The organism is Bacillus sp. FSL K6-6038 (genome assembly GCF_038050455.1).
GTDB lineage: Bacteria > Bacillota > Bacilli > Bacillales > Bacillaceae_G > Bacillus_A > Bacillus_A pseudomycoides.
Window position 1 is genome coordinate 3,719,917 of record NZ_JBBOUH010000001.1, and the last position, 26,345, is coordinate 3,746,261.

Here is a 26,345-nt window from a genome sequence, read left to right on the forward strand (position 1 = left end):
CATATATGGAACATGCAATTTCTTTAAAAATGTTAAAAAAGGGAGAGGAAAAATCCTCGCCCTTTTAACGTTTATTGAATTTCCAGTGTGACTTTCTCATCATTGTGATGTCCCACTGAATACAAGAGCATCCGAATTGCTTTCGCAACTCGCCCCTGCTTTCCAATGACTTTTCCAACATCCTCAGGATGCACAGTCAATCGATACTTTATCTCTCCGTTGCAAAGTTCCTGTGAAACTTTTACATCTTCAGGATGATCTACAAGAGGTTTGACAATTGTTTCGATCAACTTTTCCATTGTCATTGCCTCAATTACTTACCTTGTTTAGATAAGTGGAATTTCTCCATGATACCTTGGTTAGAGAAAAGATTGCGAACTGTATCAGATGGTTTCGCACCATTTCCTAACCATTTTAATGCTGCTTCTTCGTTGATTTTCACTTCAGCTGGTTGAGCAACCGGATTGTAAGTACCGATTTCCTCAATGAAACGTCCGTCACGAGGAGAACGAGAATCTGCAACAACTACACGATAGAAAGGAGTTTTTTTAGCTCCCATACGTTTTAAACGAATTTTAACTGCCATTTATAAAGCACCTCCGAATTTATTTCACACAGATAATTATATTAGCAAAAAGACTATTGCTTTGTAAAGTATTTTTTCTTAACAGAGCCATCTTTTTTTCCTTACATAAATGGAAACTTCAATCCACCTAGTCCTTTTTTCTTACCTTTTTGCATGCCTGTCATCGTCTTCATCATTTTTTTCATATCTTCAAACTGCTTCAGTAGACGATTAATTTCTTGTACTGTTGTACCACTACCTTTGGCAATGCGTTTTTTACGACTAGCATTGATAATTTCCGGATGTTCTCGCTCTACTTTTGTCATAGAACGAATAATTGCCTCAATATGCCCAATTTGTTTTTCATCAACTTGTGCATTTTTCAGCCCTTTAATTTTATTTGCACCAGGAAGCATTCCTAGCAATTCATCAAGTGGTCCAAGTTGACGCACTTGTCCAAGTTGCTCTAGGAAATCGTCTAGTGTAAACGAAAGCGTACGCATTTTTTGCTCAAGTTCTTTTGCTTTTTCCTCATCAACTGTAGCTTGCGCTTTTTCAATTAATGTTAAAACGTCACCCATCCCTAAAATACGGGATGCCATGCGTTCTGGATGGAACGCTTCAATCGCATCTAGCTTTTCACCCATACCAGCAAATTTAATTGGTGTGTTTGTTACTGCTTTAATAGATAGTGCCGCACCACCGCGCGTATCACCGTCTAATTTCGTTAAAACAACACCTGTTAAACCTAACTGTTCATGGAAACTTTGTGCAACATTTACCGCATCTTGTCCTGTCATCGCATCGACAACAAGGAAGATTTCATCCGGTTTCGCAACTTCTTTCACTTTCGCTAATTCATCCATTAGTTCTTCATCAATATGCAGGCGACCCGCTGTATCGATTAAAACATAATCATGATGATCTTCTTTTGCTTTCGCAATCGCTTGTTTCGCAATTTCAACAGGACTTACTTGATCCCCTAATGAGAAAACAGGCATGTCCAATTGCTTCCCTAATGTTTCAAGCTGTTTAATCGCTGCAGGACGGTAAATATCGGCTGCAACAAGCATCGGTTTACGATTATGCTTTTTACGAAGCAAATTCGCAAGTTTACCTGTTGTCGTTGTTTTACCTGCACCTTGCAGACCAACCATCATAATAACAGTTGGCGGCTTATTAGCGACAGCAATTTTACTTTGCTCTCCGCCCATAAGTTCTGTAAGTTCTTCCTGTACAACTTTAATTACTTGTTGGCCAGGTGTCAAACTCTTCATTACATCTTGTCCGACAGCACGCTCAGACACACGCTTTACAAAATCTTTTACTACTTTAAAGTTAACATCCGCTTCTAAAAGAGCAAGACGAACTTCTCTCATCATTTCTTTTACATCGGCTTCAGAAACTTTTCCTTTGCCGCGGATTTTTTGCATCGTCTGTTGAAGTCGGTCGGCTAATCCTTCAAATGCCATATTGCCGCCCTCCTAATCTAATTTTTCGATAGCTTCAACAACTTGTTTCATTTCTTCATTCACATGCTCTTCTTCGCTGATTAGCTGTTTTAGCTTTGCAACAAGTCGCTGTCGCTCTTGAAACTTTTGAAGTAATACTAATTTCTCTTCATATTCTTCAAGCATCGCTTCAGTCCGTTTAATGTTATCATACACGGCTTGGCGACTTACATCAAATTCTTCCGCAATTTCACCAAGAGATAAATCATCTAAATAATAAAGCGACATATAACTTCTTTGTTTTTGCGTTAACAACGATTGATAAAAATCAAATAAATAATTCATTCTCGTTGTTTTTTCGAGCATGTTGGATCATCCTTTGTTAAGTGATTTCCCTTTACATGAATTAGTTTACATCGAGTATAAAAGAGTGTCAAGTTTTTTTCTTAACATGATATATTTTTTATAAATAAAGAAGCGGAAAAACCGCTTCTTTCACTTCCCCCGCTATTTGCGGGCAGTAAGACCTCCACCTTAAGATTCAAAAAGAAGCGAAGAAGATAGGTGGAGAATAACCACCCATAATTACCCGATTGGTAAGGGCTAACCATCCATGGAAAACGCCTCCACGGATGGAAGTTTCACTTTATACTTCTTCTTTTTCTACTAAGTTTGCAAATAAACCATACACATATTGTTCTGGATCAAATTGCTGTAAGTCGTCCATTTGTTCTCCAAGTCCAACAAATTTCACTGGTACGTCCATCTCATTACGAATCGCTAATACGATACCACCTTTAGCAGTCCCGTCTAATTTCGTTAGAACAATACCTGTAACATTCGTTGCTTCGCGGAATGTTTTCGCTTGACTTAAACCATTTTGACCTGTCGTTGCATCAATAACAAGCAATACTTCATGAGGAGCACCTGGAACTTCGCGTTCAATGACACGTTTCACCTTTTCTAACTCCTTCATTAAATTCACTTTATTTTGCAAGCGACCTGCTGTATCACATAGCAAGATATCTACTTTACGCGCTTTTGCAGCTTGAACAGCATCATACATAACCGCTGCCGGGTCAGAACCAGATCCTTGTTTAATAACTTCCACACCAACTCGGTCGCCCCATACTTCTAGCTGTTCGATTGCTCCTGCACGGAACGTATCCCCTGCTGCTAATAAGACAGACTTACCTTCGGATTTAAACTTATGAGCCATTTTACCAATTGTTGTCGTTTTCCCAACACCATTAACACCAACAAATAAAATAACCGTTAATTGATCTTGTTGTATGTTAAGTTCATTACTGAAGTCTTCTTCACCTTTGTAAATCCCTACTAGTTTTTCCGAAATAACAGCTTGCACTTCTCTCGGATCTTGAATATTGCGGCGTTGTACTTCTTCCTTCAACTGATCGATAAGTTCCATTACTGTTGCAACACCAACATCTGCACTAATTAAAATTTCCTCTAATTCCTCAAAGAAATCCTCATCGACTTTACGATAGCGATACACTAAATCATTTACTTTATCCGCAAATGAATTTCTCGTTTTTTCTAACCCTTGCTTAAACTTCTCTGTTACAGTATCTGTTTGTTTCGAAATCTTTTCTTTTAATTTTTTAAAGAAGCTCATTCTTCTCATCCTTCCTATTTGCTTGCAACAAGCTCTTCTCCGTCATCTAAACGAACGGAAACAAGCTTAGAAACACCTGATTCTTGCATTGTTACCCCGTACAGTACATCTGATTCTTCCATCGTACCTTTTCGATGTGTAATAACAATAAACTGCGTTTCATCACTAAACTTTTTCAAATACTGCGCAAAACGAGCTACATTCGCTTCATCAAGCGCCGCTTCAACCTCATCTAGTACACAGAACGGAACAGGTCTTACTTTTAAAATACCAAATAGCAGTGCAATTGCAGTTAAAGCACGCTCCCCACCTGAAAGTAAACCTAAATTTTGCAGTTTCTTACCCGGTGGCTGCGCAACAATATCAATGCCTGTATTTAATAAATCTTGCGGATTTGTCATCACTAAGTCTGCTCTTCCTCCGCCAAATAGTTCACAAAAGACAGTCTGGAATTCTGTACGAATTGCCTGGAATGTAGTAGAGAAGCGTTTTTTCATCTCTTCATCCATTTCCATAATAACTTGGTGCAATGTCGCTTTCGCTTCTTCTAAGTCATCTCGCTGCTCTAACAAGAACGTATGTCGTTCTGCTACGCGTTCATACTCTTCAATTGCCCCTAAGTTTACTGTTCCGAGCTCCTCGATTGATAGTTTGATTAATTTCACCTTTTTACGCGCATCTTCTGCAGGCATTATCATTGTATACTTCAGTTTTGCTGCTTCAAATGAAATCGTATACGTTTCGCGTAAATGTTGCAATCTATTTTCTAATTCAACATCAAGGCGATTGATTTTCACTTCTTGATCTTTTAAAACCTCGAGAACATATTTATGGCGCCCTTTCGTATCTTTCACTTCATGCTCTATATGTTCTACCCGTTCTTGAAGGCTCAGGCGTTGCTCACGACGGGAACTAATTAATTCCGATGTTTGATTTCGATCATGTGCTTTCTTTTCAATCATATTCGTAATTTGCTCTTCACCGCTTGAATTCGATGTCATTTCTTGCTTTAAGAATGCTAAATCTTCTTTTGTTTTTACAAGCGTTCGCTGCGTTTCCTCTTGTTCTTTCGTCAAACGATCTACTTTCTCTTTTTGATTAGACAAACGTTGCTGCTTTTCTGCTGCTTGTACTTTCAGCTCCGTCATCTCCGCCTGAACTTTTTCTTTCGAAGAATGCTGGTCACTTTTTTGCTTCGTTAAAGTAACAATTTTTTCATCAAGCTCTGTGATATCTTTTTGAAGCTCTACTAAAATTCTATCCAGCTCTTGTTTTCGCCCTTGCATTTTCACTTGATCTTGTAAAAATCCTTCTATTTCCAAATCATAAATAGATAAGCGATCATTAATACGATGCTCTTCTAGCTCAAGCTGATTAATTTCTTCTTTTAATTTTTGTTCGTCTACACGCTCTTGTTCTGCATCGTGACGTAATTCTTTTATCTTAACTTCTTTTTCTTGAATTTCTTGTTTTAACGCTTTAACAAAGTTTTCTAACTTAGAAGTTTTTTCTTCCATTTCAGTAAGCTTCTTGCTCCACTCTTCTAATTCACGTTGTCGCCCTAGTAGAGAAGATTTCGCTTGTTTTACAGCCCCACCAGTCATAGAACCGCCAGGATTTACAACATCTCCTTCAATCGTTACAATACGGTAGCGATATTGTAATTGCTTCGCTAACTCATTCGCACCTCTTAACTCTTTTGCAACGACGACAGTTCCTAATAAATTTGAAACTATATTTTCATATTTATTATTGTAATGTACGAGTTCTGCTGCCACACCTATAAACGCTGGATGTTGCTTTATCATACGTAGCTGTTCAAATGATAACGATCTTCCCTTAATAACTGCCTGTGGTAAAAACGTCGCACGTCCATGGCGATTTTGTTTCAAAAAGGCAATTGCCTCGCGAGCATGCTCTTCTGTTTGTACAACAACGTGTTGCATTGCTGCACCAAGTGCAATCTCCATAGCAACTTCATATGCCTTCGGTACAGTAAGTAGTTCAGCGACCGCACCTTCAATGCCATGTAGTTTACTTTCACGGGCCTTTAATACTTCACGTACACCTTGATAAAACCCAGAATAGTCTTCTTGCATCTCTTCCAGCATTTCTTTTCGAGAGCGAGCTTGTTGAACAAATTGATATGCTTGATACAATTTTGTTTCATTTTCACTATATTGTGCCTTGCATTTTCCAAGCGCCGCTTCTGTTTTTTGTATATTGGTAATAACGCTTGTCACTTTCTCTTTTACTTCTTCATAACTCTCTACAAATTTTTCCTTTTTAGCTGTAATTTGCATACGCATTTGTACATACTTTTCATTTTCTTCATCAAGGCGTTGATTTTTAGAATTTTGTTGTTTGAATTGTTCCTCAAGCATAGATAATTCATTACGATTACTTGCTTGTTGATTTAAAAGTTCAATATAATCTCCTTTTAAATGCTCAATTTGCTCTTCTAGGTTTTCTGCATATGTAGAAAGAAGTTTCTCATTTTCGTGTAGCTTTTGTTCTAATGCTTTTACCTGATTTGCAAATTTCATTAGTTCTTCTGTACTGGTTTCAATTTCCACATCATAAATCTTGGCTTTTTCTGTTAACTCAATAATTAACTGTTCAAGCTGTGTGCAGTGCGTTGTTGCATTTTGCTTTCGTTCCTTTAGCAATTCACGCTGCCCTTCTAATTTTTCTAACTCTTTACTAGAAAGAAGGAGAACTTCTTGCAAGGAATCTACAGATTCATCAATCGCTTGCAATTGTCCGCGTAATTCTTCGAGCTCTGCTTCATTTTTTTGTAAATGCGTTGACATTTTTACTTCTTCATCTTTATTGTGTCCAAACTGCTTTCTAAGCGCTTCCCATTTTTCATGTAATTCTTCAATTTCATATACAATGAGAGCTGCTTCTACTTTTTCTAGTTCTTCTTTTTTCTCAAGATAGTCTTTCGCAATAGAAGCTTGTCTTTCAAGCGGCTCTACTTGAGTGCTTAATTCGTGAATAATATCTTGCACACGATTTAAGTTTTCTTGTGTTTCTGCTAATTTTCCTTCAGCTTTCTTTTTGCGAAGCTTATATTTTAATACGCCTGCTGCTTCTTCAAATACACCACGACGCTCTTCAGATTTACTGCTTAAAATTTCTTCTACTTTTCCTTGGCTAATGATTGAGAAAGCTTCTCGTCCCATACCAGAATCCATAAATAAATCAACAATATCTTTTAATCGACAAGATTGTTTGTTAATAAAAAAGTCACTATCTCCAGAGCGAGAAACGCGGCGCGTAACACTCACTTCATTATACTCAATAGGTAAACGCTGATCTTCATTATTTAAGGTTAATGTTACCTCTGCAACATTAACTGCTCTTCGCGTATCACTTCCCGCAAAAATAATATCCTCCATTTTTGCACCGCGTAATGATTTTGCAGATTGTTCACCAAGTACCCAGCGAATCGCGTCAGTAATATTACTCTTTCCGCTTCCATTAGGACCAACTACAGAGGTTACACCTGGAACAAAATCAACAGATACACGCTCCGCAAAGGATTTAAATCCTACTATTTCTAATCTCTTTAAAAACACGAAAGGCCTTCCCCCTATTCTCCGTTTTTATAGTCTCTGCCTATAAAAACAAACTACTGTACGGATTCATATTTATCTTTTCATATCCAAATAAAAATAAAGTTTCATTCTATGCATAAGGAATCCCCCTCATGTAAAGGGGGATTCCTTATGATTGTTCTTTTAACTTTTTCAACGCCTCTGAAGCAGCTTGTTGCTCTGCTTCTTTTTTCGACTTACCGCTACCAAGACCTAGAGCCACGCCATTTAATGTAACACGTGACACAAACTCTCGATTGTGAGCAGGTCCTTTTTCTTGCAAAATTTGATACTCAATATTACCGCTACCATCACGCTGAATTAATTCTTGTAGTTGACTCTTATAATCCATCACATGAGAAAAAGCACCTTCATTAATTTTTGGATATACAATTTCTTTTAAGAATTCCCAAACTGTCTCCAACCCTTGATCAAGATAAAGGGCACCAATAAACGCTTCAAAGACATCCGCTAATAAAGCTGGTCGTTCACGTCCACCTGTCATTTCTTCACCTTTTCCTAGTAAAACAAGGTTACCAAATGACAATTCATTCGCAAAGCGGACAAGAGATGGTTCACATACAACAGCTGCACGCAACTTTGTTAGCTCTCCTTCGCTCATTGTCGGATATTTTTGAAACAAATACTGTGATACAGTTAATTCTAATACAGCGTCTCCAAGAAATTCTAGACGTTCATTGTCTTCATGTGGCTTTTTTCGATGCTCATTCACATACGATGAATGCGTAAATGCTTGAATTAATAATTTTTCGTCTGTAAACGTAATACCTATTTTTTGTTGAAACATTTTAAAAGCTTCACGATATTTTGTTTCATATTTTTTTTCTCTATATTTTCGGTACGGCATAGGTCCCTCCAGATATAAGCCGAGAAAGCCCCGCTATAAAACGGGACTTCACTCAAACATTATAGATGACTCTCTATGTAAGTCACAGCATCGCCAACAGTAGCAATTTTTTCTGCATCTTCATCAGAAATTTCCATTTCAAACTCATCTTCCAATTGCATTACAAGTTCAACTACATCTAGGGAGTCTGCACCTAAATCTTCTTTAAAGCTTGCAGCTGGTACTACTTCTGTTTCTTCTACTCCTAAACGATCCACGATAATTTTCGTTACACGCTCTAAAACATCTGCCATAATTCATTCACCTCCCCTCAAATATTATATTAAATATTTCACAAAAAAACTAGGTGAAATCGTTTCTTTTATTACATTACCATACCACCATCAACATGTAATGTTTGTCCTGTAATATATTTGCTGTGATCAGCAGCAAAAAATGTTACAGCATTCGCAATATCTTGCGCTTCTCCAAACTTAGCAGCAGGAATTAATTTTAACATTTCCTCTTTTACGTTTTCGCCTAATACATCTGTCATATCAGTAGCAATAAACCCTGGAGCAATTGCATTTACTGTTATATTTCGGCTAGCCAATTCTTTTGCGGAAGTCTTTGTCAATCCAATTACCCCAGCTTTTGCTGCAACGTAATTTGCTTGACCGGGATTCCCTGTAACACCGACAACAGAAGCAATATTAATAATACGACCATGACGCTGACGCATCATGTAACGAGATACTGCTTTCGTACATAAGAATACACCTTTTAAGTTTGTATCAATAACTGTATCCCATTCTTCTTCTTTCATACGCATTAATAAATTATCTCTTGTTACCCCTGCATTATTCACAAGAATATCAACTCGTCCAAATGTATCCACAGTGTGTTTTACCAGGTTTGTAACTTCTTCAACATTAGCAACGTCTGCTCTCACTGCGATTGCTTCTGAACCAAGTTTTTTTATTTCATCAACTACTTCATTTGCTTTTTGCTCATTACCAGCATAGTTAACTACAACTGTTGCCCCTTGCTTCGCTAAATCAATTGCAATTGCGCGGCCAATTCCACGTGATGCACCTGTTACTAATGCAACTTTCCCTTTTAACATCCGCTTTCTCCTCTCAAACTTGAAATGGTATCTTTCAATGTCTCTTCATCATATATCGCATATACCTTTGCAGATGGAGCAATTGATTTCATAAGACCAGCAAGAACTTTCCCGGGACCAATTTCAATAAATGTATCTACACCTTGTTCTACCATCTGTTCAATAGATGGGTACCATAAAACAGGTGAATAGAGCTGTTCAATTAGCTTTTCTTGAATATCTTCACTGCGATTAACGCAATTAGCCGTAACGTTTGCAACAACTGGAATGTTTGCATCTTGAATTGTAATTTCATTTAAAACATTTTGAAACTTCTCAGCTGCTGGTTTCATTAATGAAGAATGGAACGGACCGCTCACACGAAGCGGAATTGCTCGTTTCGCACCATTTTCTTTCACTTTTTGAGAAGCGAGTTCTACTCCTCGTTTCGTTCCAGAGATAACGATTTGCTTCGTACTATTCATATTAGCAATTTGCACAGCATGACCTTCACTCGTTACTTCTTCTGTAACTTGTTTCAGAACATCTGGATCTGCCCCTAAAATAGCGGCCATTGCACCTTCTCCGCTTGGCACAGCTTCTTCCATATATTCACCACGTTTTCTCACAGCGTAAACAGCATCTTCAAATGTTAATGCTCCCGCTGCAACAAGCGCGCTATACTCACCTAAGCTATGGCCAGCAACATAATCAGGCGTAATATCATATTGTTTCAAAGCTGTTAAGATTGCAATACTTGTCGTTAATAGTGCTGGTTGCGCATTTGTCGTTAATGTTAGCTTCTCCTGAGGTCCTTCAAAAATTAATGATGAAAGAGACTCCTGTAAAACTTCATCCGCTTTTTGAAATATTTTTGCAACCTCTTTATTATTCCCTGCTAATTGCTGTCCCATTCCAACCGCCTGTGAACCTTGGCCCGGAAAAAGAAATGCTAGTTTTCCCATTTCAAACCCTCCTCTTATTGAAGCGGCTCTTTCTCCATTACACTTGAAATTGTAGGAATGACTTCTTTCGCTACCATTTCTCTCGTTTGACGAATCGCACTAAAAATCGATTGATCATTAGAAGATCCGTGAGCCTTAATGACAGGAGCTTTTAATCCAAACAATGCTGCTCCGCCATACTCCGAATAATCCATTTTATCTTTTAATATCATCAGCTTCGGTTTTAATACTGCCGCTGCTAATTTACTTGTGAACGAACTCATTAATTGTTCTTTTAACATAGAAAATAATGCTAGTGCAGTTCCTTCTAATGATTTTAATGCTACGTTTCCAGTAAAACCATCGCATACAACTACATCTGCCACACCTTGTAATAGGTCTCTTGACTCAACGTTTCCAACAAAATTAATTGGCGCATCTTTTAGCATAGCGAATACTTGTTTTGAAAGTTCGTTTCCTTTGCCATCTTCTGTCCCGACATTCAAAAGACCAACACGCGGATTGTTAATTCCTCTTACTTTCTCAGCGTAAATAGAACCCATTACCGCATATTGATATAAATGAATTGGCTTCGCGTCAACATTTGCTCCAACGTCTAACATAACAAAACCTTTCCCATCAATTGTTGGCATTGTAGGAGATAACGCTGGACGTTCAATCCCTTCCATACGTCCTACCACAAACAATCCAGCTGCCATTAAAGCCCCTGTGTTACCTGCTGATATACAAGCATTGGCTACACCTTCTTTTACTTGCTGCGCTGCAAGTACCATTGAAGCTTGCTTTTTCCGACGAACAGCTCTTACTGGTTCATCTGTCCCTTCAATCTTTTCATCTGTATGAAGTACAGTAATACGCTCTTCGCTTGTTAAATACTGACGAATCTCCTCTTCTTTTCCTACCAAAGTAATATGTAAATCTGAATATTCCTTAATAGCTTTCATTGCTCCTAATACAGCTGCTTTTGGAGCGTGATCGCCACCCATTGCATCTATTGCGATTTTCATAAATTGTTACCTTCCTCACTATAATTACTAGATCGATACATTTCAAAAGTGCCTGTAAAAACAAGTTCTTCGCCAACAAAGCTATGCACTTTGACAACCGTCCGTCCTTTATCATTCTCCACATCTTCAACGCGGGCTTTTGCAACAACACGTTCTCCTAATTTTACAGGACGAATATATCGAATCGTAGACTTTGCAGTTAAAGCTAATTCTTCATCAATAACTGCAACAGCTAGTGAGTTCGCTTGAGCAAACAAATGGTGCCCACGCGCAATTTGATTTCTTTTAAATACATGCTCCATCTTCACTTCAAAAATAGAAATTGCATGTCTATCTAATTCTATATCAATAATTTCTCCAACTACCTCTTCTAACGGTAAAGATTTCACATCTTCTTCATGCTGTTTCGTTGCCACATGTTTAATTCGCTCTCTTAACTCAGGAATCGATAATTCCATTCGATCAAGGCGAACAGTTTGTATACTTACTTGAAACTGCTCTGCTAACTCTTCATCCGTTATGAAAGGATTCGTTTCTATTGTTTGTTGTAATAATACTTGTCTTTCTTTCTTACTTTTTCTTTTTTTCATACCGCACCATCCGTTTTTATGACTAGGTACTAACAGTAGTATATAATCATTAAAAGTAGAATGCAACAAAAAAATTTGCACATTCCATTTTTAATCGAGCTTTTCTCCTTGAAACACACCTGCTCCTTCAAGATATACGCGTAATGCAGCATACTGCTCGTTGTGCCAAAACGCTTCAGAATCAACCAGCACGGCCGCATCTTGTCTCGCCGTTTCCAACGCTCGATAATCATGTACCATATCAGCTACCTTAAACTCTGGTAGACCACTTTGTTTACTTCCAAAGAAATCTCCAGGACCACGTAACTCTAAATCTTTTTCCGACAATACAAATCCATCATTTGTTTCTGTCATAATGCGCATGCGTTCTTTCCCAGTTTCCGATTTCGGATCTGCGATTAACAAACAATACGACTGCTCACTCCCACGGCCAACACGACCTCGAAGCTGATGCAATTGCGATAAACCAAAGCGCTCCGCATCATAAATTACCATAACCGTTGCATTTGGCACGTTGACACCAACCTCAACTACAGTTGTTGAAACAAGAATTTGCACTTTATTTTCACTAAATTTCTCCATTACATCTTCTTTTTCTTGAGAAGATAAACGTCCGTGCATTAATCCAACCTGAAACTTTCCTTGATAGTGATGCATCAGCATACTATGCAAATCAATTGCATTTTGCACATCAAGCTTCTCAGATTCTTCAATAAGCGGACAAATTACATAAGCTTGTCTCCCCTTATTCACTTCCTTTTCCACGAAACCAAGGACACGTTCTAACATATCATGTTTTGCCCAATACGTTTCAATCACTTTACGCCCAGCAGGCATTTCATCAATAATAGAAACATCCATCTCTCCAAAAGCAGTAATCGCCAATGTACGAGGAATCGGTGTTGCTGTCATAAACAACACATCTGGACTTTCACCTTTCTCTCGTAAAACGCGGCGCTGCGCTACACCAAAACGGTGTTGTTCGTCAGTAATAACAAGTCCAAGTCTATGGAAAATGACCTCATCCTGAATTAAAGCATGTGTCCCAACAAGAATATCTATTTCTCCTTGTTCAAGTTTCGCTAAAACTTCACGACGACGTGCCCCCTTAACTGAACTCGTTAACAATTCCACATTCATATTAAAATGCGAGAACGTCTCTGCTAGCGATTGATAATGTTGCTCAGCTAAAATTTCTGTAGGGACCATTAACGCACCTTGATAATGTGCAAGTTTCGCTGCATAAAGAGCAATTGCAGCTACGACTGTTTTTCCTGATCCAACATCCCCTTGTAATAACCGATTCATCCGGTACGGAGACTGCATATCTTTTATAATCTCAGAAACAACGCGACGCTGTGCGCCAGTAAGTGGGAACGGAAGTGCATCAGTGAACTCTTCTAATTCTTTCATTGAAATATCTTTTTTCGTCCCCTTCGAACTCTCTCTTTCCATTTTACGCAACGCTTGCATTTTGAGCTGGAATAAGAAAAATTCTTCATATACAAATCGACGACGTGCTTGTTTTAAATCTTCTTGACCAACTGGAAAATGGAGCGCTCGAAGCGCTTCATAACGCGGTAATAATTTATAACGCCCTAACAAACCATCTGGCAACATTTCTTCTATAGAGGAACCATACTCTTTTAAAGCTTGTGCAATAAAACGTCGCATTTGTTTTACTGTTAATTTTCCTTTTACTGAATACACAGGTTCCACTTCTTGCTGACGTACGACTGGACCAAAGTGAAGCTCGGATATAGAAATCGTTTGACGATGCTGATCCCATTTGCCAGTAATCGTCACCGTTTCATCAAGCTTTAATTTTTGCTTATAATACGGTCTATTAAAACATACAGCCGTAATTAAATAACGGCCAACAAGTACGCGAACAGTAAGACGCGATTTCTTTTTCCCGTAATATTGTAATAAAGGAGCACTATGCACCTTTCCTTCCACTGTTACACGCTCTTCATGTTTCACTTCTGCCAAATCTTTCATCGCGTAGTCTTCATAACGGTACGGAAAATGCTCTAATAGATGGGAAACTGTATGAATCCCCATCTCATGTAATAATTCAGATGTCTCTTCCCCGATTCCTTTTACATCCGTAACAGGAACTTGCACAACTTCACTCAAGATTTTCACGCTCCGTCACATCATTTTCTTATTTTTACTCGCGTATATACTTCATGCATATATGGATATACAATTCCATATAACTTATACATTTACTATCCTAACTTGTAATCGTTCTCTTCTGCCTTTTCTATTCTACCATAGGCATTCTCAAGGAAACTACCCTTATACATTATCAGCCATATATAATGACCCTTTCCTTTCATTAACCTAAATACCTACTTGATTAAACTTTGCGAAATCTTTTATCAAATTATGTATATTCCAAAGAAAGATATGCGATAAAAAAGAGCCTTACTATAGCAGCAAGGCTCTTTTTTATCGTCATTATGCTAGCCTTTTGAAAAAGAACCACTGACGATAGATTATCGCTAGTTCTTGCTCATTAGCAAGTAAAACCATTCATCTCTATGCAAAAAAGAAATTCCCTTTATTCTACAGAGAATATGAAAGAATATACAGGTTGATTTCCTTGGTGAACTTCTACCTCTACATCTTCAAACTTCTCTTCTACAAATGCAACTAACTCTGCAACTTCTTCATCTGTTGCATCTTCACCTTGCAAGATCGTTACAATCTCAGAATCTTCATCAATCATACTTTCTAGCAATTGCTTCGCTGCATCTACTTTTTTAGCATTTGTAGATACAATTTTCCCATCTGCAATACACATGAAATCATTTTTTTGAATCGCTACACCGTCAATTTCCGTATCACGAACTGCATACGTAATTTGACCTGTTTTCACATGTGCTAGTGCTTCTTGCATGTTCTCTTCGTTTTCTTCTAACGTTCCAACTGGATTAAATGCTAACATTGCAGCCATTCCTTGAGGAACAGTTTTTGAACGAACAACAATCACTTCTTGATCAACAACAGATGCCGCTTGCTCTGCTGCCATCACAATATTCCCGTTATTCGGTAATATAATGATTTTTTCAGCATTCGCTTCTTCGATTGCCTTTACGATATCCTCTGTACTTGGGTTCATCGTTTGACCACCTTCGATAACTTGTGTTGCCCCAATGCTCTCGAATAGGTTTTTAATACCTGATCCCATTGCTACAGTTACAATACCGTATGGTTGCTTTTCTTTTACTGGAATTACTTTTTCCGGCATCGGTGTTGGCTCATCTAATAAAGCAGTATGCTGTTCGCGCATATTTTCTACTTTAATTTTAATCAAACTACCATAACGTTGACCGTAGTTCATCGCATCACCAGGATGTTCTGCATGAATATGAACTTTTACAACTTCATCATCCGAGACAACAAGCAATGAATCTCCATATACACTAATATCTTCACGGAATTTCTGCTCAGAGAAATTATGTTCTTTCATTTTTTCAGACTCTAATTTCACCATAAATTCCGTACAATATCCGTATTTAATATCTTCTGTACTCAATTGGCTTTGTACACTACGGTGATGCTCCGCACGCACCATTTCATTCATAGATGGTTGTGCTGGTACATCAGAAGAAATTGTTTCCCCTTTTAAATCAGCTAAAAAGCCTTCGTATACAACAACAAGACCTTTACCACCGCTATCTACAACGCCAACTTGTTTTAATACAGGTAATAAATCTGGCGTACGATTTAACGATGCATTTGCTTCTTTGACAACGTCTTCCATAAACAAAACAAAGTCGCGCTGTTTTTTCGCAACTGTGACTGCATATTTCCCCGTTTCTCTTGCAACTGTTAAAATCGTTCCTTCAATCGGCTTCATAACCGCTTTATACGCCGTTTCTACACCAGCTTCTAAGGCTGCCGCAAAATCAACTGTTGTTAATTCTTCTTTTTGTTCAATGGATTTAGAGAAACCACGGAACAACTGAGATAAAATAACACCTGAGTTACCACGAGCTCCCATTAATAATCCTTTTGCTAAACTTACGCCGACTTTACCAGCATGCTGCGAAGGGTTTGCTTTCACTTCACGCGCGCCTGAAGTCATTGATAAATTCATATTTGTACCGGTATCGCCATCTGGAACTGGAAAAACGTTTAATGCATCAACAAGCTGAACATTGTTTGTTAAGTTATTCGCTCCTTGAATAATCATTTGTGATAAACGTTTCCCATCAATTTTTTGAATTGACACAGATTTTCCTCCTTAATGCACATTACAAGTTTATTACTTTAACTCCTTGTACGTAGATGTTTACAGAATCTACTGCTAGTCCTACCGTTTGGTCTAATGTATATTTCACTTTCGTTTGGACGTTGTGTGCTACCTCTGAAATTTTTGTACCATAGCTCACAATAATATACATATCAATATGTACTTCATCTTCGTCTTTACGAACAATAACGCCTCTAGTGAAGTTTTCTTTTCGTAAAATTTCTGTTAATCCATCTTTTAATTGATTTTTTGAAGCCATACCAACGATACCGTAGCAATCTACCGCGGCACCTCCAGCAATCGTTGCAATTACATCTGTACTAATATCAATTTGACCGTACTTCGTTTTAATTTCAATTGACATCTCTTTTCCCCCTTCATAAATGGTGAAAGTGAGCTAGACTACTTTAATTACTATCATATAATCTTTTTAAAGAAAATTCCATCGTTCTTTCTTTTCGCTCTCATATTTTATACTTATTATTACACTTTTCTACGACGAGCAAAATAGTCCATTGTTATTATACAACATGTACCACTATAATATGTCAAGTGATTTTTCTTGATTTCTACTTTTCTTTACTGAAATTTAGTGTCAAGTAATTTTTCTTGATTTCTTTTTTATACACTGTTGCATTCTCTTTTTAGTTGTGTTAAATTATAGTAGTGTTTTTAGCATCGCATAAAAGACTAACATTGAAAAAATTACGTATGGTAAGGTAGTTAAGGGAGGGAAATATAGATGGCTCGTGTTTGTGCTATTACTGGAAGAAAAGCTCGTTCTGGTAACTCTCGTTCTCACGCAATGAACGCTACAAAACGTAAATGGGGCGCTAACCTTCAAAAAGTTCGCGTACGCATCGACGGTAAAGTTCAACGTGTTTACGTTTCTGCTAGAGCATTAAAATCTGGCAAAATCGAACGTGTTTAATAATAAAAAAAAGAGCCAATAGGCTCTTTTTTTATTATCCTCATGAAAAAAGCACCATTAATGGTGCTTTTTTAGTCCTTTTTAAAGGTATTTAACACCGCGCGAACAATTCCACCAAGAAATTTAGGTAACTTAATTGTATAAAATCTCATGGTTTCCCTCCTAATCCCCATTACTCCACTTGTTTACTATATGATGCAAGTAGCAAAAGTGTTTCTTCAATCAGTGCTTCTTATCACCATTAATATGCCAGAAGCAAATGAAAAAGTACCTTTTTCCGCAATGAGTTCATTACTAATACAAAGCGTCGATCCCCATTCTATCGTTTTATCAGTAAGAGGATATTTAAAGCAACGAAGTGTAATACCTTTTACAATTTCCGTAACAGGCACAAAGGATACGTATGGAAATTGTTCATTTTCTTCAATTATATATGTGCCTACTTTTTTTACAGAGATTTCATTTTTATTGTCAACGATATACATTTCAGTATGTGCTTCCAGCCCTTTTAAAAGCATTTGTATGTTCGCTAACCCATGATCAAGCCTTCCGCCTGTAGCACCAAAAATGCGAATCAAATCCGGCTTTTGCTCCAGTGCCCAATGAATTGCAATTTCTAAATCCGTTTGATCTTTTTCACGCGGAACAATATGTAACTCATCTGTCTGTTTTTGCATCCACGCTAATTCTTCATCTGTAACTGAGTCATAATCACCAAATGCAACAGTAGGTATGATTCCTCTTTGCAACAAACGATATACACCACGATCAACCGCAGCCCATACTACTTCCTCATTTTCATACCGAGAGAAATCAGCACAGTACTCCGCCGGTCCTCCAGCTAAAATATGAATAATCATCTTTTCTTTCCCTTCTATAGAAAAAAGCAATCTGCCAGTCGGTAGATTGCTTTTTTCACATTAGCCCGTTCTAACAGGTCTTAAAAGTTTTCTTATCTATATTCCTTATCCACGAATTACTCGAATTGCTTCACCGCGGTCTTTTTGATTGTACACTGCTGATCCTGCTACAAGAACATTTGCTCCAGCTTCTACACAAAGTCTCGCAGTCTCAGCATTCACACCACCATCAACTTCGATTTCTACTTGTAAATTACGCTCTTTGACCATTTCTGCAACTTGTTTAATTTTCGGTAATACAGAGTGAATAAACTTCTGTCCACCAAATCCTGGATTTACTGTCATAAGTAATACCATATCAATATCTCCCAATACGTGTTCAATCATTGAAACTGGTGTATGTGGGTTTAATACAACTCCAGCTTTGATACCATGTGATTTAATTAATTGAATCGTACGATGTAAATGCGGGCACACCTCTACATGAACAGTAATAATATCCGCTCCAGCTTTTGCAAAAGTAGGGATATAGTTATCCGGGTTTTCAATCATTAAGTGTACATCTAATGGTAAAGATGTAATTGGACGAATCGCTTCTACAATTAATGGACCAATTGTAATGTTCGGAACAAAATGCCCATCCATTACGTCAACATGGATATAATCCGCTCCGCCCTTTTCTACATCTTTAATTTCTTCCCCTAGTTTGGAAAAATCTGCTGATAAAATCGATGGTGCAATTTTAATCATAATTAATACCTCGGCTTTCTCTCTCTAATTTCTTCTACAAATTGTTTGTAATGTTCATAACGATATTGTGTAATTTTCCCTTCTTCAACGGCAGCTTTTACTGCACATTTCGGTTCTGAAAGGTGTGTACACCCTCTAAATTTACAGTATTGACTCTCTTCTTTCAACTCTGGAAAACAATACGTAAGATCTTCTACTTCGATATCAATAAAATCAAGAGAGCTAAAACCCGGTGTATCTGCAACCAGACCGCTTCCTACTGCAATTAATTCTACATGCCTTGTCGTATGCTTTCCTCGCCCTAAATGCGATGAAATATCATCTGTTTTTAGGGCTAAATCTGGGCGTAATACATTTAACATGGAAGATTTCCCTACACCAGATTGCCCCGCAACAACTGAGACACAACCTTCTAAGAATGGTTTTAAAATATCAATACTTTCCGATGTATTTATAGAAGTAAATAACACATCATATCCCATTTCACGATAATCATTTGCATAAGATTCAACAGTTTCTCGCATTTTTTCATCTACTAAATCCATTTTACTGATACAAATAATTGGTTTAATGTTATGATATTCAATTAATACTAAAAATCGATCTAATAACCCTGGGTTAAAATCTGGTTCAACTGCTGAGAAAACAAGGATTGCTTGATCAACATTGGCAATTGGCGGCCTAACAAGTTCATTTTTCCGCTCAAAAATCTCTAAAACATAGCCTTCATTCGGATTCTCCGCTTGAAAAACTACTTGATCTCCTACAAGTGGTGTAATTTTATTTTTTCTGAATACACCACGACCACGGCATTGTGTAATGCCACCTTCATGCTGTACATAATAAAAACCACTTAAAGCTTTTACAATTTTTCCTTCTGCCATATAATTCTCCTTTATTCTATATAAAGTGAAATTGTTATCAGCCTCTCCATACAGTTATCCCTTCCTTAAAATATTGAGACGGGGTACTGCCAGCGAATACTAGGATAAAACTGACTATTTATCAGTTCAGATTCTCCTTTATTTCCACTTCACTTTTATGGCTGTCCTTCTATTTCAAAACGTAATTTCTTACCCTTCTACGTTAACAGCATAACAGGCAAGAGCAACAAATTCCACTCTCCATACAAAGAAGGTGGAATCCACCAAATGGAGACACACCTTTACTAGGCTGGATATGGCACTTCTTTATCAATAATTTTCGTCCCATCTCGAACAATTTTGTAATGGCCTTTTGTTCCTTCTTGAATCACAAATTCCAAAGAAATAGTAGCAGCTTCTGTTATTGTTCGCGTTTCAATCGGCTTATCCATTTTCTGCTGCATATCTTCTTTATAAATTTCAATTGTTTGTGGCTTTTTCTCACCTGTTGCAGGAGGCTCATACGGAATCGAAATGTTATCAACCTTTACTGTTTTCGTTACTTTAGGCTTCGGACCATCAGAGACAGTAATCGTTACTTTATCCCCTTCTTTTAACGGCGTTCCTGGTTTTGGTGATTGTGAAATTACTTGTCCCTTATCAACAGTATCCGAATATTCTCTTTTTATATCTGGGACTAGTTTCTTTTCATTTAAATAGCTATTCACACTATTTTCCGTCCATCCAGAAAAATCAACAGGTCGAATTTGGTAAGGACCTTTACTCACCCAAACTTTCACATCTTGCTCCGCTTCCACAACCATTTGGTCTGCTGCTGGACTTTGTTCTACGATTTCACCTTTTGGTTTTTCGCTTTCAATATCGTATCGAACAACAATTTTATACTTCCCTTCCAATTCGTCCTTCAAACTATCAAAATCTTTTCCGATTAAATTACTCATCTTATCCTTCTTTTTTCCACCAGATTGATAGATAGTAATTTTCGACCTTTCTTTTACAACCCTTCCTGCTGCCGGACTTGTTTTAATTACTTTCCCAGCTTCAACATCATCTGTATAAACAATGTTCGGTTCAGCAACTTCAAATCCTTTCTCAACAAGAGTGTTAACAGCAGTCTCATACTTCATACCAGACACATCAGGAGTTTTTACGTCTTTAGGAATAAAGAATCCTGGAATCACAGTCAGCGCTAACGTTGTGCCGATTGCTAAAAGTAAAAATGTTGTAAGTAACACTTTCAGCCATTTGTTACTTCGCTTTTTTTTCTCGTTCGGTTTCACTTCTTCATCTTTTATCTGTTCATCCGCTTTACTTCCATTCAATACAATTGTTTCATCGCTTACATTTCCAAATAATTGTTCTTGTTGAATAATTGGAATTGCCTTCGTCGCTTCCATATCTTCAGGTATATAAAATGGTTGTTCGTTAATACGTTCTGGATATAGCGCCGTTTCAATATCTCTCTTCATCGCATTAGCAGACTGATAGCGATGAAATGGATCTTTTGCAGTTGCTTTTAAAATAATATTTTCTACACTTTGCGGAATATCTGGATTCCAGCGTTTTGGAGATGGTGTTTCATTCTGTAAATGTTTTAAAGCAATCGCAACTGCAGACTCTCCTGAGAAAGGTTGTCGCCCTGTTAGTAATTCAAACATAACAATACCAAGCGAATAAATATCCGATTGTTTATTCGCTATCCCTCCGCGTGCTTGCTCTGGTGACAAGTAATGGACCGAACCAAGCACTGAGTTCGTATGCGTTATCGCCGTTGCACTTGTAGCAGTCGCAATCCCAAAGTCTGTCACCTTCACGACCCCATCATTCCGAATTAAGATGTTATGTGGCTTTATATCTCTATGGACAATTTCAAAATGATGCGCATGTGCCATTGCAGATGTTAACTGCTCCATAATATCAAGAGCTTCTCCTATCGGTAACATTCCACGCTGCGTTATGTATTGCTTTAATGTTTGTCCAGGTACATATTCCATAACAAGATAATAAATTCCATCTTCTTCCCCAACATCATACATATTCACAATATTTGGATGCGACAACGTTGTAACAGATTGCGCTTCTCGATGGAAACGTTTAATAAACTCATCATTATTTGCATAATCGAGTCTTAATATTTTTACCGCTACATCTCGGCCTAGTATATCATCATGAGCCAAATATACATTGGCCATCCCTCCGCCACCGATCATTTTCAGTAGCTTATAACGGTCGTTTAGGCGTTTTCCAATCAGCACGTTGTAATTCACCTACTTTCGTTTGCCGAATCCGCATAATCAACAATGACAAGGGTAATATTATCTTCTCCCCCACGATCATTCGCAAGTTGAACAAGATGTTCTCCCTTTGTCTCGAGTTGTTCGTTTAATTGCAAAATCTTTCGCATATCATCCATAGCAACTTTATTTGATAATCCGTCAGAGCAAAGAAGCAGTTGATCATTTTCTTCTAACACTAATGTTTTAACATCTAATCCAACTTTTTCTTCTGTTCCAAGCGCTCGTAAAAGCAAATTCTTTTTTGGATGATACTCTGCATCCTCTTTTGAAATCTCACCATATCTGACAAGTTCATTTACAAGTGAATGGTCTTCAGTTATAAGTGAAATCTCATCATCTGATAACATGTAACATCGACTATCTCCTATGTGTCCAATTGTTACAAATCCCGCTGTACAAATCGCAACAATAACAGTAGTTCCCATACCACTACACTCTGTATGTTTCTTCGAGTATTCGTATACCCTCTCGTTAATCATCTCAACGTTTGTATGTAGCCATTCTTCGGCCTTTTTTGGTGTATCCATATTATACGTTTGTTTCCAATAATCATGGAATAGTTGAATGGCCATCGAGCTAGCAACATCGCCTGCTCGATGACCTCCCATTCCATCAGCTACAACAGCTAAAATATCTCCATCTAAATTATGAAAAACTCCTGCACTATCTTCATTATGTTGACGAACTTTCCCTTTATCCGATAGAAACACGGCTTTCATCTTGTCACCTCGTCTCTTCTTTGCGCTCCTTTGCACGCAACTGACCGCAGGCAGCATCAATATCATGACCTTGTTCACGGCGAATCGTTACATTCACTCCACGGTCTTTCAACGTTTTTTCAAATAAGAAAATTTGTTCACGTGGTGTTCTTACGTAATCGCGTTCTGGTACATAGTTTACCGGAATTAAGTTCACATGACATTTTACACCTTTTAAAAGTTGAGCCAATTCTTCGGCATGCTCAACTTGGTCGTTTTCTCCTCCAAATAAGCCATATTCAAACGTAATGCGACGCCCGGTTCTATTTACATAGTATTTAATAGCTTCCATTAAGTCAGGCAGCTTATAAGCACGGTTAATCGGCATTAATTTTGAGCGTAATTCTGTATTTGGAGCGTGCAATGAAATCGCAAAGTTAATTTGCATATCCTCTTCAGCAAACTTATAAATTTTCGGAATGATTCCACTTGTTGAAACCGTCATATGACGTGCACCAATATGAATTCCTTTTTCATGGTTAATAATGCGTAAAAACGACATTAAGTTATCGTAGTTATCAAACGGCTCTCCAATTCCCATTACAACAAGAGAACTCACGCGCTCATCTGTCTCATCAAGCGCACGTTGAACCTCTACTACTTGCGCTACGATTTCTCCAGCCTCTAGGTTTCGCTTTAAACCACCTAGTGTTGATGCACAGAATGTACAACCAATTCGGCAACCTACCTGTGTTGTTACACAAATGGAATTTCCATATTCATGTCGCATTAATACTGTTTCGATAGAATACCCATCATATAATTGGAATAAAAACTTAATTGTCCCATCAGAAGATGTTTGCTTTACTAATGTATTTAAAGTAGTAATATCAAAGGAATTCGACAATTTATCACGCAATCCTTTTGAAAGATTTGTCATATCCTCATAATTTTTTACACGCTTTTTATATAGCCAATCAAAAATTTGACCTGCACGGAATTTCGGTTCACCTTGTTCCTTTAACCAATTTTGCATTTCATGAAGTTGTAAAGAGTAAATAGATGTTTTTTTTGTTTCTAAATCTTTCTTTTGTTTTTTTACAGTCGTTTCCATGATGCTACACCTTCTTTCTTAAACAAGCAATATAAAAGCCATCTGTTGCAAAATAATGCGGTAAAATTTGTACTTGCCCTTCATTTATATAAGGACGTAATTTTTCTGGCATGCGCTCTTTCATAGTAGTATCCCATTCAAATTCAGGATGCTCTTGTAAAAATTGCTCTATCACTTGTTCATTTTCTATTTTTTCAATTGTGCACGTACTATAAACAAGGCGACCACCTGCTTTTAACAGTGGAGCTACCTTTTCTAGTATCGATAGCTGAATTGTCGACAGTCTTTCACTATCTCCTTTTTCTTTACCTAATTTAATATCAGGCTTACGTCTGATAACACCAAATCCAGAACATGGTGCGTCTACTAATATTTTGTCAAAGCTTTCGTTCGCAAAATGTTCTTGAACTTTTCTGGCATCTAGCGCCTTTGTTTCAATGTTCTCTAATTCTAGACGCTTCGCCTGTTGCTGAATTAGACGAACTTTATGCGGATGTAAATCCAGCGACGTTACCTGACCAGTCCCCTTTAAACGCTCTGCAATGTGTGTTGTTTTCCCACCAGGCGCCGCGCAGCTATCAAGAACCATATCTCCTTCTTCGGGTTTCAAAGCACGCGCAACAAGCATAGAGCTTTCATCTTGAATAGAAAGGAAACCGTTTTTAAACGCTTCTGTATGCGCTACGTTTCCTTTTTCAATTTGGATAGCATCTTCTGATAAATCACCACGATTTGCTTGTACACCCTCACGTTCTAGCAAAGCAATCGCTTCTTCTACCGTTATTTTATCAACATTCACACGTGCTGTCGGTACCGGCGGAACCATATTTACTTCGCACATTTTTTGCGCTGTTTCTAAATCGTATGCTGATACCCACTCTTGTACAAGCCACTCTGGATGACTCGTTGCAACAGAAACTCGCTCTACAGGATTTTGTATCTCCTCTAAAGATGGAACACCTTCACGTTGAATCGAACGGAGTACCCCGTTTACCATCCCTGCAATTCCTTTATGACCACGACGTTTTGCAATCTCAACAGCCTCATGAATCGCCGCTCTTTCTGGGACGCGATCTAAATATAGCATTTGATATAAAGATAAGCGAAGTAATATTTTTACCCACGCTTCAACTTTTTTTCTTAAAAATGGTTGTAAATAATAGTCAAGTGTATCACGACGTTGAATCGTTCCATAGACAATCTCAGTTAACAAACCAATATCTTTTCTATCAATCGCACTTTTTTCAATCAAATTATTTAAAAGTAAGTTGCTATAAGCGCCACTTTTCTCTACTTGAATTAGACCATCAAGAGCTAACTCACGAACATTTTGTCTCATGCGTCTTCTCCTAACTTCGTACCAATTTCAGGTTTTGTTCCACGTAAAAATTGTGAACAACTCATGCGCTTTTTACCAGATGGTTGTAACTCAGTAATTTTAACACCTGTTTCATTTCCTGTTGCCACAACGAAACCATCTTCTTCAATTGCTACAATAGAACCAGCTTCAGCCTGTACTGTTACAGGAACTTTTTCGCCCCACCATACTTTTACAACTTGCCCTGCTAAAGTTGTATAAGCAACTGGCCACGGATTTAAACCACGAATGTGATTGTAAACCTCTTCTCCTGTTTTCATCCAATCAATCTTTTCTTGCTCACGTTTAATATTGTAAGCGAATGTTACTTCATCCTCATTTTGTTTAATCGGTTCTAATTTTCCTTGTATTAAAAGCGGAACTGTTTTTGATAATAAGTGCGCTCCAGCCTCACTTAATTTATCAAATAATGAACCAGTTGTTTCACGTTCTTCGATTTCCACTTCTACTTGCGTTAAAATATCACCAGCATCTAATTTTTCCACCATATACATAATTGTGATACCTGTTTTTTCTTTTCCCTGCATGATGGAGTAATGAATTGGTGCACCGCCGCGAAGTTCTGGAAGTAATGAAGCATGAACATTAATACATCCATACTTTGGTGCTTCTAAAATTTCGTTTGGTACAATTTGTCCGAACGCAGCTGTCACAATTAAATCCGGCTCTAATGCCAATACTTTTTCATATTCGTCTTTTTCACGAATTTTTAACGGCTGTAACACCGGAATACCATGTTTTTCCGCTTCCACCTTAACAGGTGTTGGTGTCATAACCTTTTTTCTTCCCACTGGACGATCCGGCTGCGTTACAACACCAATTACATCATATCCATCTTCAATAAGACGACGAAGCACCGGTACAGAAAAGTCCGGTGTTCCCATAAATACTACTTTTATCATTCAAAAACCGCTCCTTTTACATCTCTTCTAATTCATTTTCCTCATAATATCTCGTCACTTTTGATGTAAATAACACACCATGTAAATGGTCGATTTCATGTTGAATTGCGCGTGCTAAAAAATCATCTGCCTCTAATAAAAAGATTTTACCACGACGATTTTGTGCACGTACTTTAATATACTCTGCACGCTCCACTTCACCATAAAGTCCCGGAAAGCTTAAGCAGCCTTCGGGACCTACTTGTTCACCACGTTTTTCTAAAATAACTGGATTAATCAGTTCGATTTTTCCCGTATCATCACCAATATCAACAACTGCCACTTGCAAACTTACGCCGACTTGTGGTGCTGCTAAACCAACACCATCTGCAACTAACATTGTTTCATGCATATCTTTTAACAAATTCACTAACTTTTTATCAAAGTTCATTACCCGTTCACATGGGGTTTCTAACACTTCATCTGGATGCTTTACAATTTCTAAAACTGCCATATT

At 37.7% G+C, this 26,345-nt stretch carries 26 protein-coding genes; 1 reads left to right on the plus strand and 25 read right to left on the minus strand.

Annotated elements, in window-relative coordinates; genetic code table 11:
• Positions 1-71: 71 nt before the first annotated feature.
• The 15 genes from NSQ40_RS19525 to NSQ40_RS19595 all read right to left on the minus strand — a co-directional run bounded on the left by NSQ40_RS19525 (position 72) and on the right by NSQ40_RS19595 (position 16,399).
• Positions 72-299 carry a KH domain-containing protein gene (locus NSQ40_RS19525; RefSeq protein ID WP_018764718.1) on the minus strand — a complete coding sequence of 76 codons (228 nt, stop codon included), beginning with the start codon at positions 297-299 and terminating at the stop codon, positions 72-74.
• 14 nt (positions 300-313) lie between these two features.
• Positions 314-586: a 30S ribosomal protein S16 gene (gene rpsP, locus NSQ40_RS19530; protein WP_000268750.1), complete on the minus strand. Its 273-nt coding sequence runs from the start codon at positions 584-586 to the stop codon at positions 314-316.
• 101 nt (positions 587-687) lie between these two features.
• Entirely contained in the window at positions 688-2,037 is a 1,350-nt protein-coding gene (gene ffh / locus NSQ40_RS19535) for a signal recognition particle protein (protein ID WP_003199457.1), read from the minus strand.
• 12 nt (positions 2,038-2,049) lie between these two features.
• On the minus strand, positions 2,050-2,382 hold the full coding sequence (locus tag NSQ40_RS19540; protein ID WP_000891062.1) for a putative DNA-binding protein: 333 nt from the start codon (positions 2,380-2,382) through the stop codon (positions 2,050-2,052).
• Between the two features lie 280 nt (positions 2,383-2,662).
• Complete coding sequence (gene ftsY, locus NSQ40_RS19545; protein WP_033796370.1) at positions 2,663-3,652, minus strand: signal recognition particle-docking protein FtsY; 990 nt, start codon at positions 3,650-3,652, stop codon at positions 2,663-2,665.
• 14 nt (positions 3,653-3,666) lie between these two features.
• Positions 3,667-7,236 carry a chromosome segregation protein SMC gene (gene smc, locus NSQ40_RS19550; protein ID WP_341286143.1) on the minus strand — a complete coding sequence of 1,190 codons (3,570 nt, stop codon included), beginning with the start codon at positions 7,234-7,236 and terminating at the stop codon, positions 3,667-3,669.
• Between the two features lie 148 nt (positions 7,237-7,384).
• Positions 7,385-8,122: a ribonuclease III gene (rncS, locus tag NSQ40_RS19555; RefSeq protein WP_003199450.1), complete on the minus strand. Its 738-nt coding sequence runs from the start codon at positions 8,120-8,122 to the stop codon at positions 7,385-7,387.
• A 59-nt stretch (positions 8,123-8,181) separates the two neighbouring features.
• On the minus strand, positions 8,182-8,415 hold the full coding sequence (acpP, locus tag NSQ40_RS19560; protein WP_000786062.1) for an acyl carrier protein: 234 nt from the start codon (positions 8,413-8,415) through the stop codon (positions 8,182-8,184).
• Between the two features lie 71 nt (positions 8,416-8,486).
• The gene (gene fabG / locus NSQ40_RS19565; RefSeq protein WP_016115974.1) at positions 8,487-9,227 is read right to left on the minus strand and encodes a 3-oxoacyl-[acyl-carrier-protein] reductase; all 741 of its coding nucleotides are present in this window, start codon (positions 9,225-9,227) and stop codon (positions 8,487-8,489) included.
• Complete coding sequence (gene fabD, locus NSQ40_RS19570; protein WP_003208176.1) at positions 9,221-10,171, minus strand: ACP S-malonyltransferase; 951 nt, start codon at positions 10,169-10,171, stop codon at positions 9,221-9,223. The genes fabG and fabD overlap by 7 nt, the downstream gene beginning before the upstream one ends.
• Before the next feature lie 14 nt (positions 10,172-10,185).
• Positions 10,186-11,178 (minus strand): phosphate acyltransferase PlsX, encoded by a 993-nt coding sequence (gene plsX, locus NSQ40_RS19575; protein ID WP_018780923.1) that lies wholly within the window; start codon positions 11,176-11,178, stop codon positions 10,186-10,188.
• Positions 11,175-11,768, minus strand: coding sequence for a transcription factor FapR (fapR, locus tag NSQ40_RS19580; protein ID WP_003199443.1), 594 nt, complete (start codon positions 11,766-11,768; stop codon positions 11,175-11,177). The genes plsX and fapR overlap by 4 nt, the downstream gene beginning before the upstream one ends.
• A gap of 90 nt (positions 11,769-11,858) precedes the next feature.
• Positions 11,859-13,907, minus strand: a complete 2,049-nt coding sequence (gene recG, locus NSQ40_RS19585) for an ATP-dependent DNA helicase RecG (RefSeq protein WP_003208181.1) — start codon at positions 13,905-13,907, stop codon at positions 11,859-11,861.
• A gap of 430 nt (positions 13,908-14,337) precedes the next feature.
• Positions 14,338-16,014: a DAK2 domain-containing protein gene (locus tag NSQ40_RS19590; protein WP_003208184.1), complete on the minus strand. Its 1,677-nt coding sequence runs from the start codon at positions 16,012-16,014 to the stop codon at positions 14,338-14,340.
• Positions 16,015-16,036: 22 nt separating this feature from the next.
• Positions 16,037-16,399 (minus strand): Asp23/Gls24 family envelope stress response protein, encoded by a 363-nt coding sequence (locus NSQ40_RS19595; RefSeq protein ID WP_000021111.1) that lies wholly within the window; start codon positions 16,397-16,399, stop codon positions 16,037-16,039.
• 378 nt (positions 16,400-16,777) lie between these two features.
• Here NSQ40_RS19595 and rpmB point away from each other — a divergent pair, with 378 nt between their 5' ends.
• On the plus strand, positions 16,778-16,966 hold the full coding sequence (rpmB, locus tag NSQ40_RS19600; protein ID WP_000124776.1) for a 50S ribosomal protein L28: 189 nt from the start codon (positions 16,778-16,780) through the stop codon (positions 16,964-16,966).
• A 71-nt stretch (positions 16,967-17,037) separates the two neighbouring features.
• On the opposite strand, the gene spoVM is transcribed toward rpmB, so the two are convergent.
• From spoVM to def, 10 genes are all read right to left on the minus strand, one after another.
• On the minus strand, positions 17,038-17,118 hold the full coding sequence (gene spoVM / locus NSQ40_RS19605) for a stage V sporulation protein SpoVM (protein ID WP_001213600.1): 81 nt from the start codon (positions 17,116-17,118) through the stop codon (positions 17,038-17,040).
• 66 nt (positions 17,119-17,184) lie between these two features.
• A complete protein-coding gene (locus NSQ40_RS19610) occupies positions 17,185-17,826 on the minus strand; it encodes a thiamine diphosphokinase (RefSeq protein ID WP_033798454.1) in 642 nt (213 codons plus the stop codon).
• A gap of 105 nt (positions 17,827-17,931) precedes the next feature.
• Positions 17,932-18,576: a ribulose-phosphate 3-epimerase gene (gene rpe / locus NSQ40_RS19615; protein ID WP_003199671.1), complete on the minus strand. Its 645-nt coding sequence runs from the start codon at positions 18,574-18,576 to the stop codon at positions 17,932-17,934.
• Between the two features lie 2 nt (positions 18,577-18,578).
• Positions 18,579-19,460 (minus strand): ribosome small subunit-dependent GTPase A, encoded by an 882-nt coding sequence (gene rsgA / locus NSQ40_RS19620; protein WP_003199670.1) that lies wholly within the window; start codon positions 19,458-19,460, stop codon positions 18,579-18,581.
• Between the two features lie 284 nt (positions 19,461-19,744).
• Positions 19,745-21,715 (minus strand): Stk1 family PASTA domain-containing Ser/Thr kinase, encoded by a 1,971-nt coding sequence (pknB, locus tag NSQ40_RS19625; RefSeq protein WP_098100891.1) that lies wholly within the window; start codon positions 21,713-21,715, stop codon positions 19,745-19,747.
• 8 nt (positions 21,716-21,723) lie between these two features.
• Complete coding sequence (locus NSQ40_RS19630) at positions 21,724-22,476, minus strand: Stp1/IreP family PP2C-type Ser/Thr phosphatase (RefSeq protein WP_003199663.1); 753 nt, start codon at positions 22,474-22,476, stop codon at positions 21,724-21,726.
• Positions 22,477-22,480: 4 nt separating this feature from the next.
• Positions 22,481-23,569, minus strand: coding sequence for a 23S rRNA (adenine(2503)-C(2))-methyltransferase RlmN (rlmN, locus tag NSQ40_RS19635; protein WP_003199662.1), 1,089 nt, complete (start codon positions 23,567-23,569; stop codon positions 22,481-22,483).
• Between the two features lie 4 nt (positions 23,570-23,573).
• Entirely contained in the window at positions 23,574-24,908 is a 1,335-nt protein-coding gene (gene rsmB / locus NSQ40_RS19640) for a 16S rRNA (cytosine(967)-C(5))-methyltransferase RsmB (protein ID WP_041488517.1), read from the minus strand.
• The gene (gene fmt, locus NSQ40_RS19645) at positions 24,905-25,849 is read right to left on the minus strand and encodes a methionyl-tRNA formyltransferase (RefSeq protein WP_003199658.1); all 945 of its coding nucleotides are present in this window, start codon (positions 25,847-25,849) and stop codon (positions 24,905-24,907) included. Before fmt ends, rsmB begins: the two co-directional genes overlap by 4 nt.
• Before the next feature lie 16 nt (positions 25,850-25,865).
• Entirely contained in the window at positions 25,866-26,342 is a 477-nt protein-coding gene (gene def, locus NSQ40_RS19650) for a peptide deformylase (protein ID WP_003199655.1), read from the minus strand.
• Positions 26,343-26,345 lie beyond the last annotated feature (3 nt).

Coding starts and splice junctions, on each gene's coding strand:
- NSQ40_RS19630 (WP_003199663.1), bottom strand. CDS start 22,476: ATGAAAGCCGTGTTTCTATCGGATAAAGGGAAAGTTCGTCAACATAAT.
- ftsY (WP_033796370.1), bottom strand. CDS start 3,652: ATGAGCTTCTTTAAAAAATTAAAAGAAAAGATTTCGAAACAAACAGAT.
- rpe (WP_003199671.1), bottom strand. CDS start 18,576: ATGATTAAAATTGCACCATCGATTTTATCAGCAGATTTTTCCAAACTA.
- fapR (WP_003199443.1), bottom strand. CDS start 11,768: ATGAAAAAAAGAAAAAGTAAGAAAGAAAGACAAGTATTATTACAACAA.
- NSQ40_RS19595 (WP_000021111.1), bottom strand. CDS start 16,399: ATGTCAATTGAAATTAAAACGAAGTACGGTCAAATTGATATTAGTACA.
- rpsP (WP_000268750.1), bottom strand. CDS start 586: ATGGCAGTTAAAATTCGTTTAAAACGTATGGGAGCTAAAAAAACTCCT.
- rncS (WP_003199450.1), bottom strand. CDS start 8,122: ATGCCGTACCGAAAATATAGAGAAAAAAAATATGAAACAAAATATCGT.
- def (WP_003199655.1), bottom strand. CDS start 26,342: ATGGCAGTTTTAGAAATTGTAAAGCATCCAGATGAAGTGTTAGAAACC.
- fabD (WP_003208176.1), bottom strand. CDS start 10,171: ATGGGAAAACTAGCATTTCTTTTTCCGGGCCAAGGTTCACAGGCGGTT.
- rlmN (WP_003199662.1), bottom strand. CDS start 23,569: ATGGAAACGACTGTAAAAAAACAAAAGAAAGATTTAGAAACAAAAAAA.
- NSQ40_RS19540 (WP_000891062.1), bottom strand. CDS start 2,382: ATGCTCGAAAAAACAACGAGAATGAATTATTTATTTGATTTTTATCAA.
- NSQ40_RS19610 (WP_033798454.1), bottom strand. CDS start 17,826: ATGATTATTCATATTTTAGCTGGAGGACCGGCGGAGTACTGTGCTGAT.
- rsgA (WP_003199670.1), bottom strand. CDS start 19,460: ATGGCAGAAGGAAAAATTGTAAAAGCTTTAAGTGGTTTTTATTATGTA.
- rsmB (WP_041488517.1), bottom strand. CDS start 24,908: ATGAGACAAAATGTTCGTGAGTTAGCTCTTGATGGTCTAATTCAAGTA.
- fmt (WP_003199658.1), bottom strand. CDS start 25,849: ATGATAAAAGTAGTATTTATGGGAACACCGGACTTTTCTGTACCGGTG.
- rpmB (WP_000124776.1), top strand. CDS start 16,778: ATGGCTCGTGTTTGTGCTATTACTGGAAGAAAAGCTCGTTCTGGTAAC.
- plsX (WP_018780923.1), bottom strand. CDS start 11,178: ATGAAAATCGCAATAGATGCAATGGGTGGCGATCACGCTCCAAAAGCA.
- NSQ40_RS19525 (WP_018764718.1), bottom strand. CDS start 299: ATGGAAAAGTTGATCGAAACAATTGTCAAACCTCTTGTAGATCATCCT.
- acpP (WP_000786062.1), bottom strand. CDS start 8,415: ATGGCAGATGTTTTAGAGCGTGTAACGAAAATTATCGTGGATCGTTTA.
- spoVM (WP_001213600.1), bottom strand. CDS start 17,118: ATGAGATTTTATACAATTAAGTTACCTAAATTTCTTGGTGGAATTGTT.
- ffh (WP_003199457.1), bottom strand. CDS start 2,037: ATGGCATTTGAAGGATTAGCCGACCGACTTCAACAGACGATGCAAAAA.
- fabG (WP_016115974.1), bottom strand. CDS start 9,227: ATGTTAAAAGGGAAAGTTGCATTAGTAACAGGTGCATCACGTGGAATT.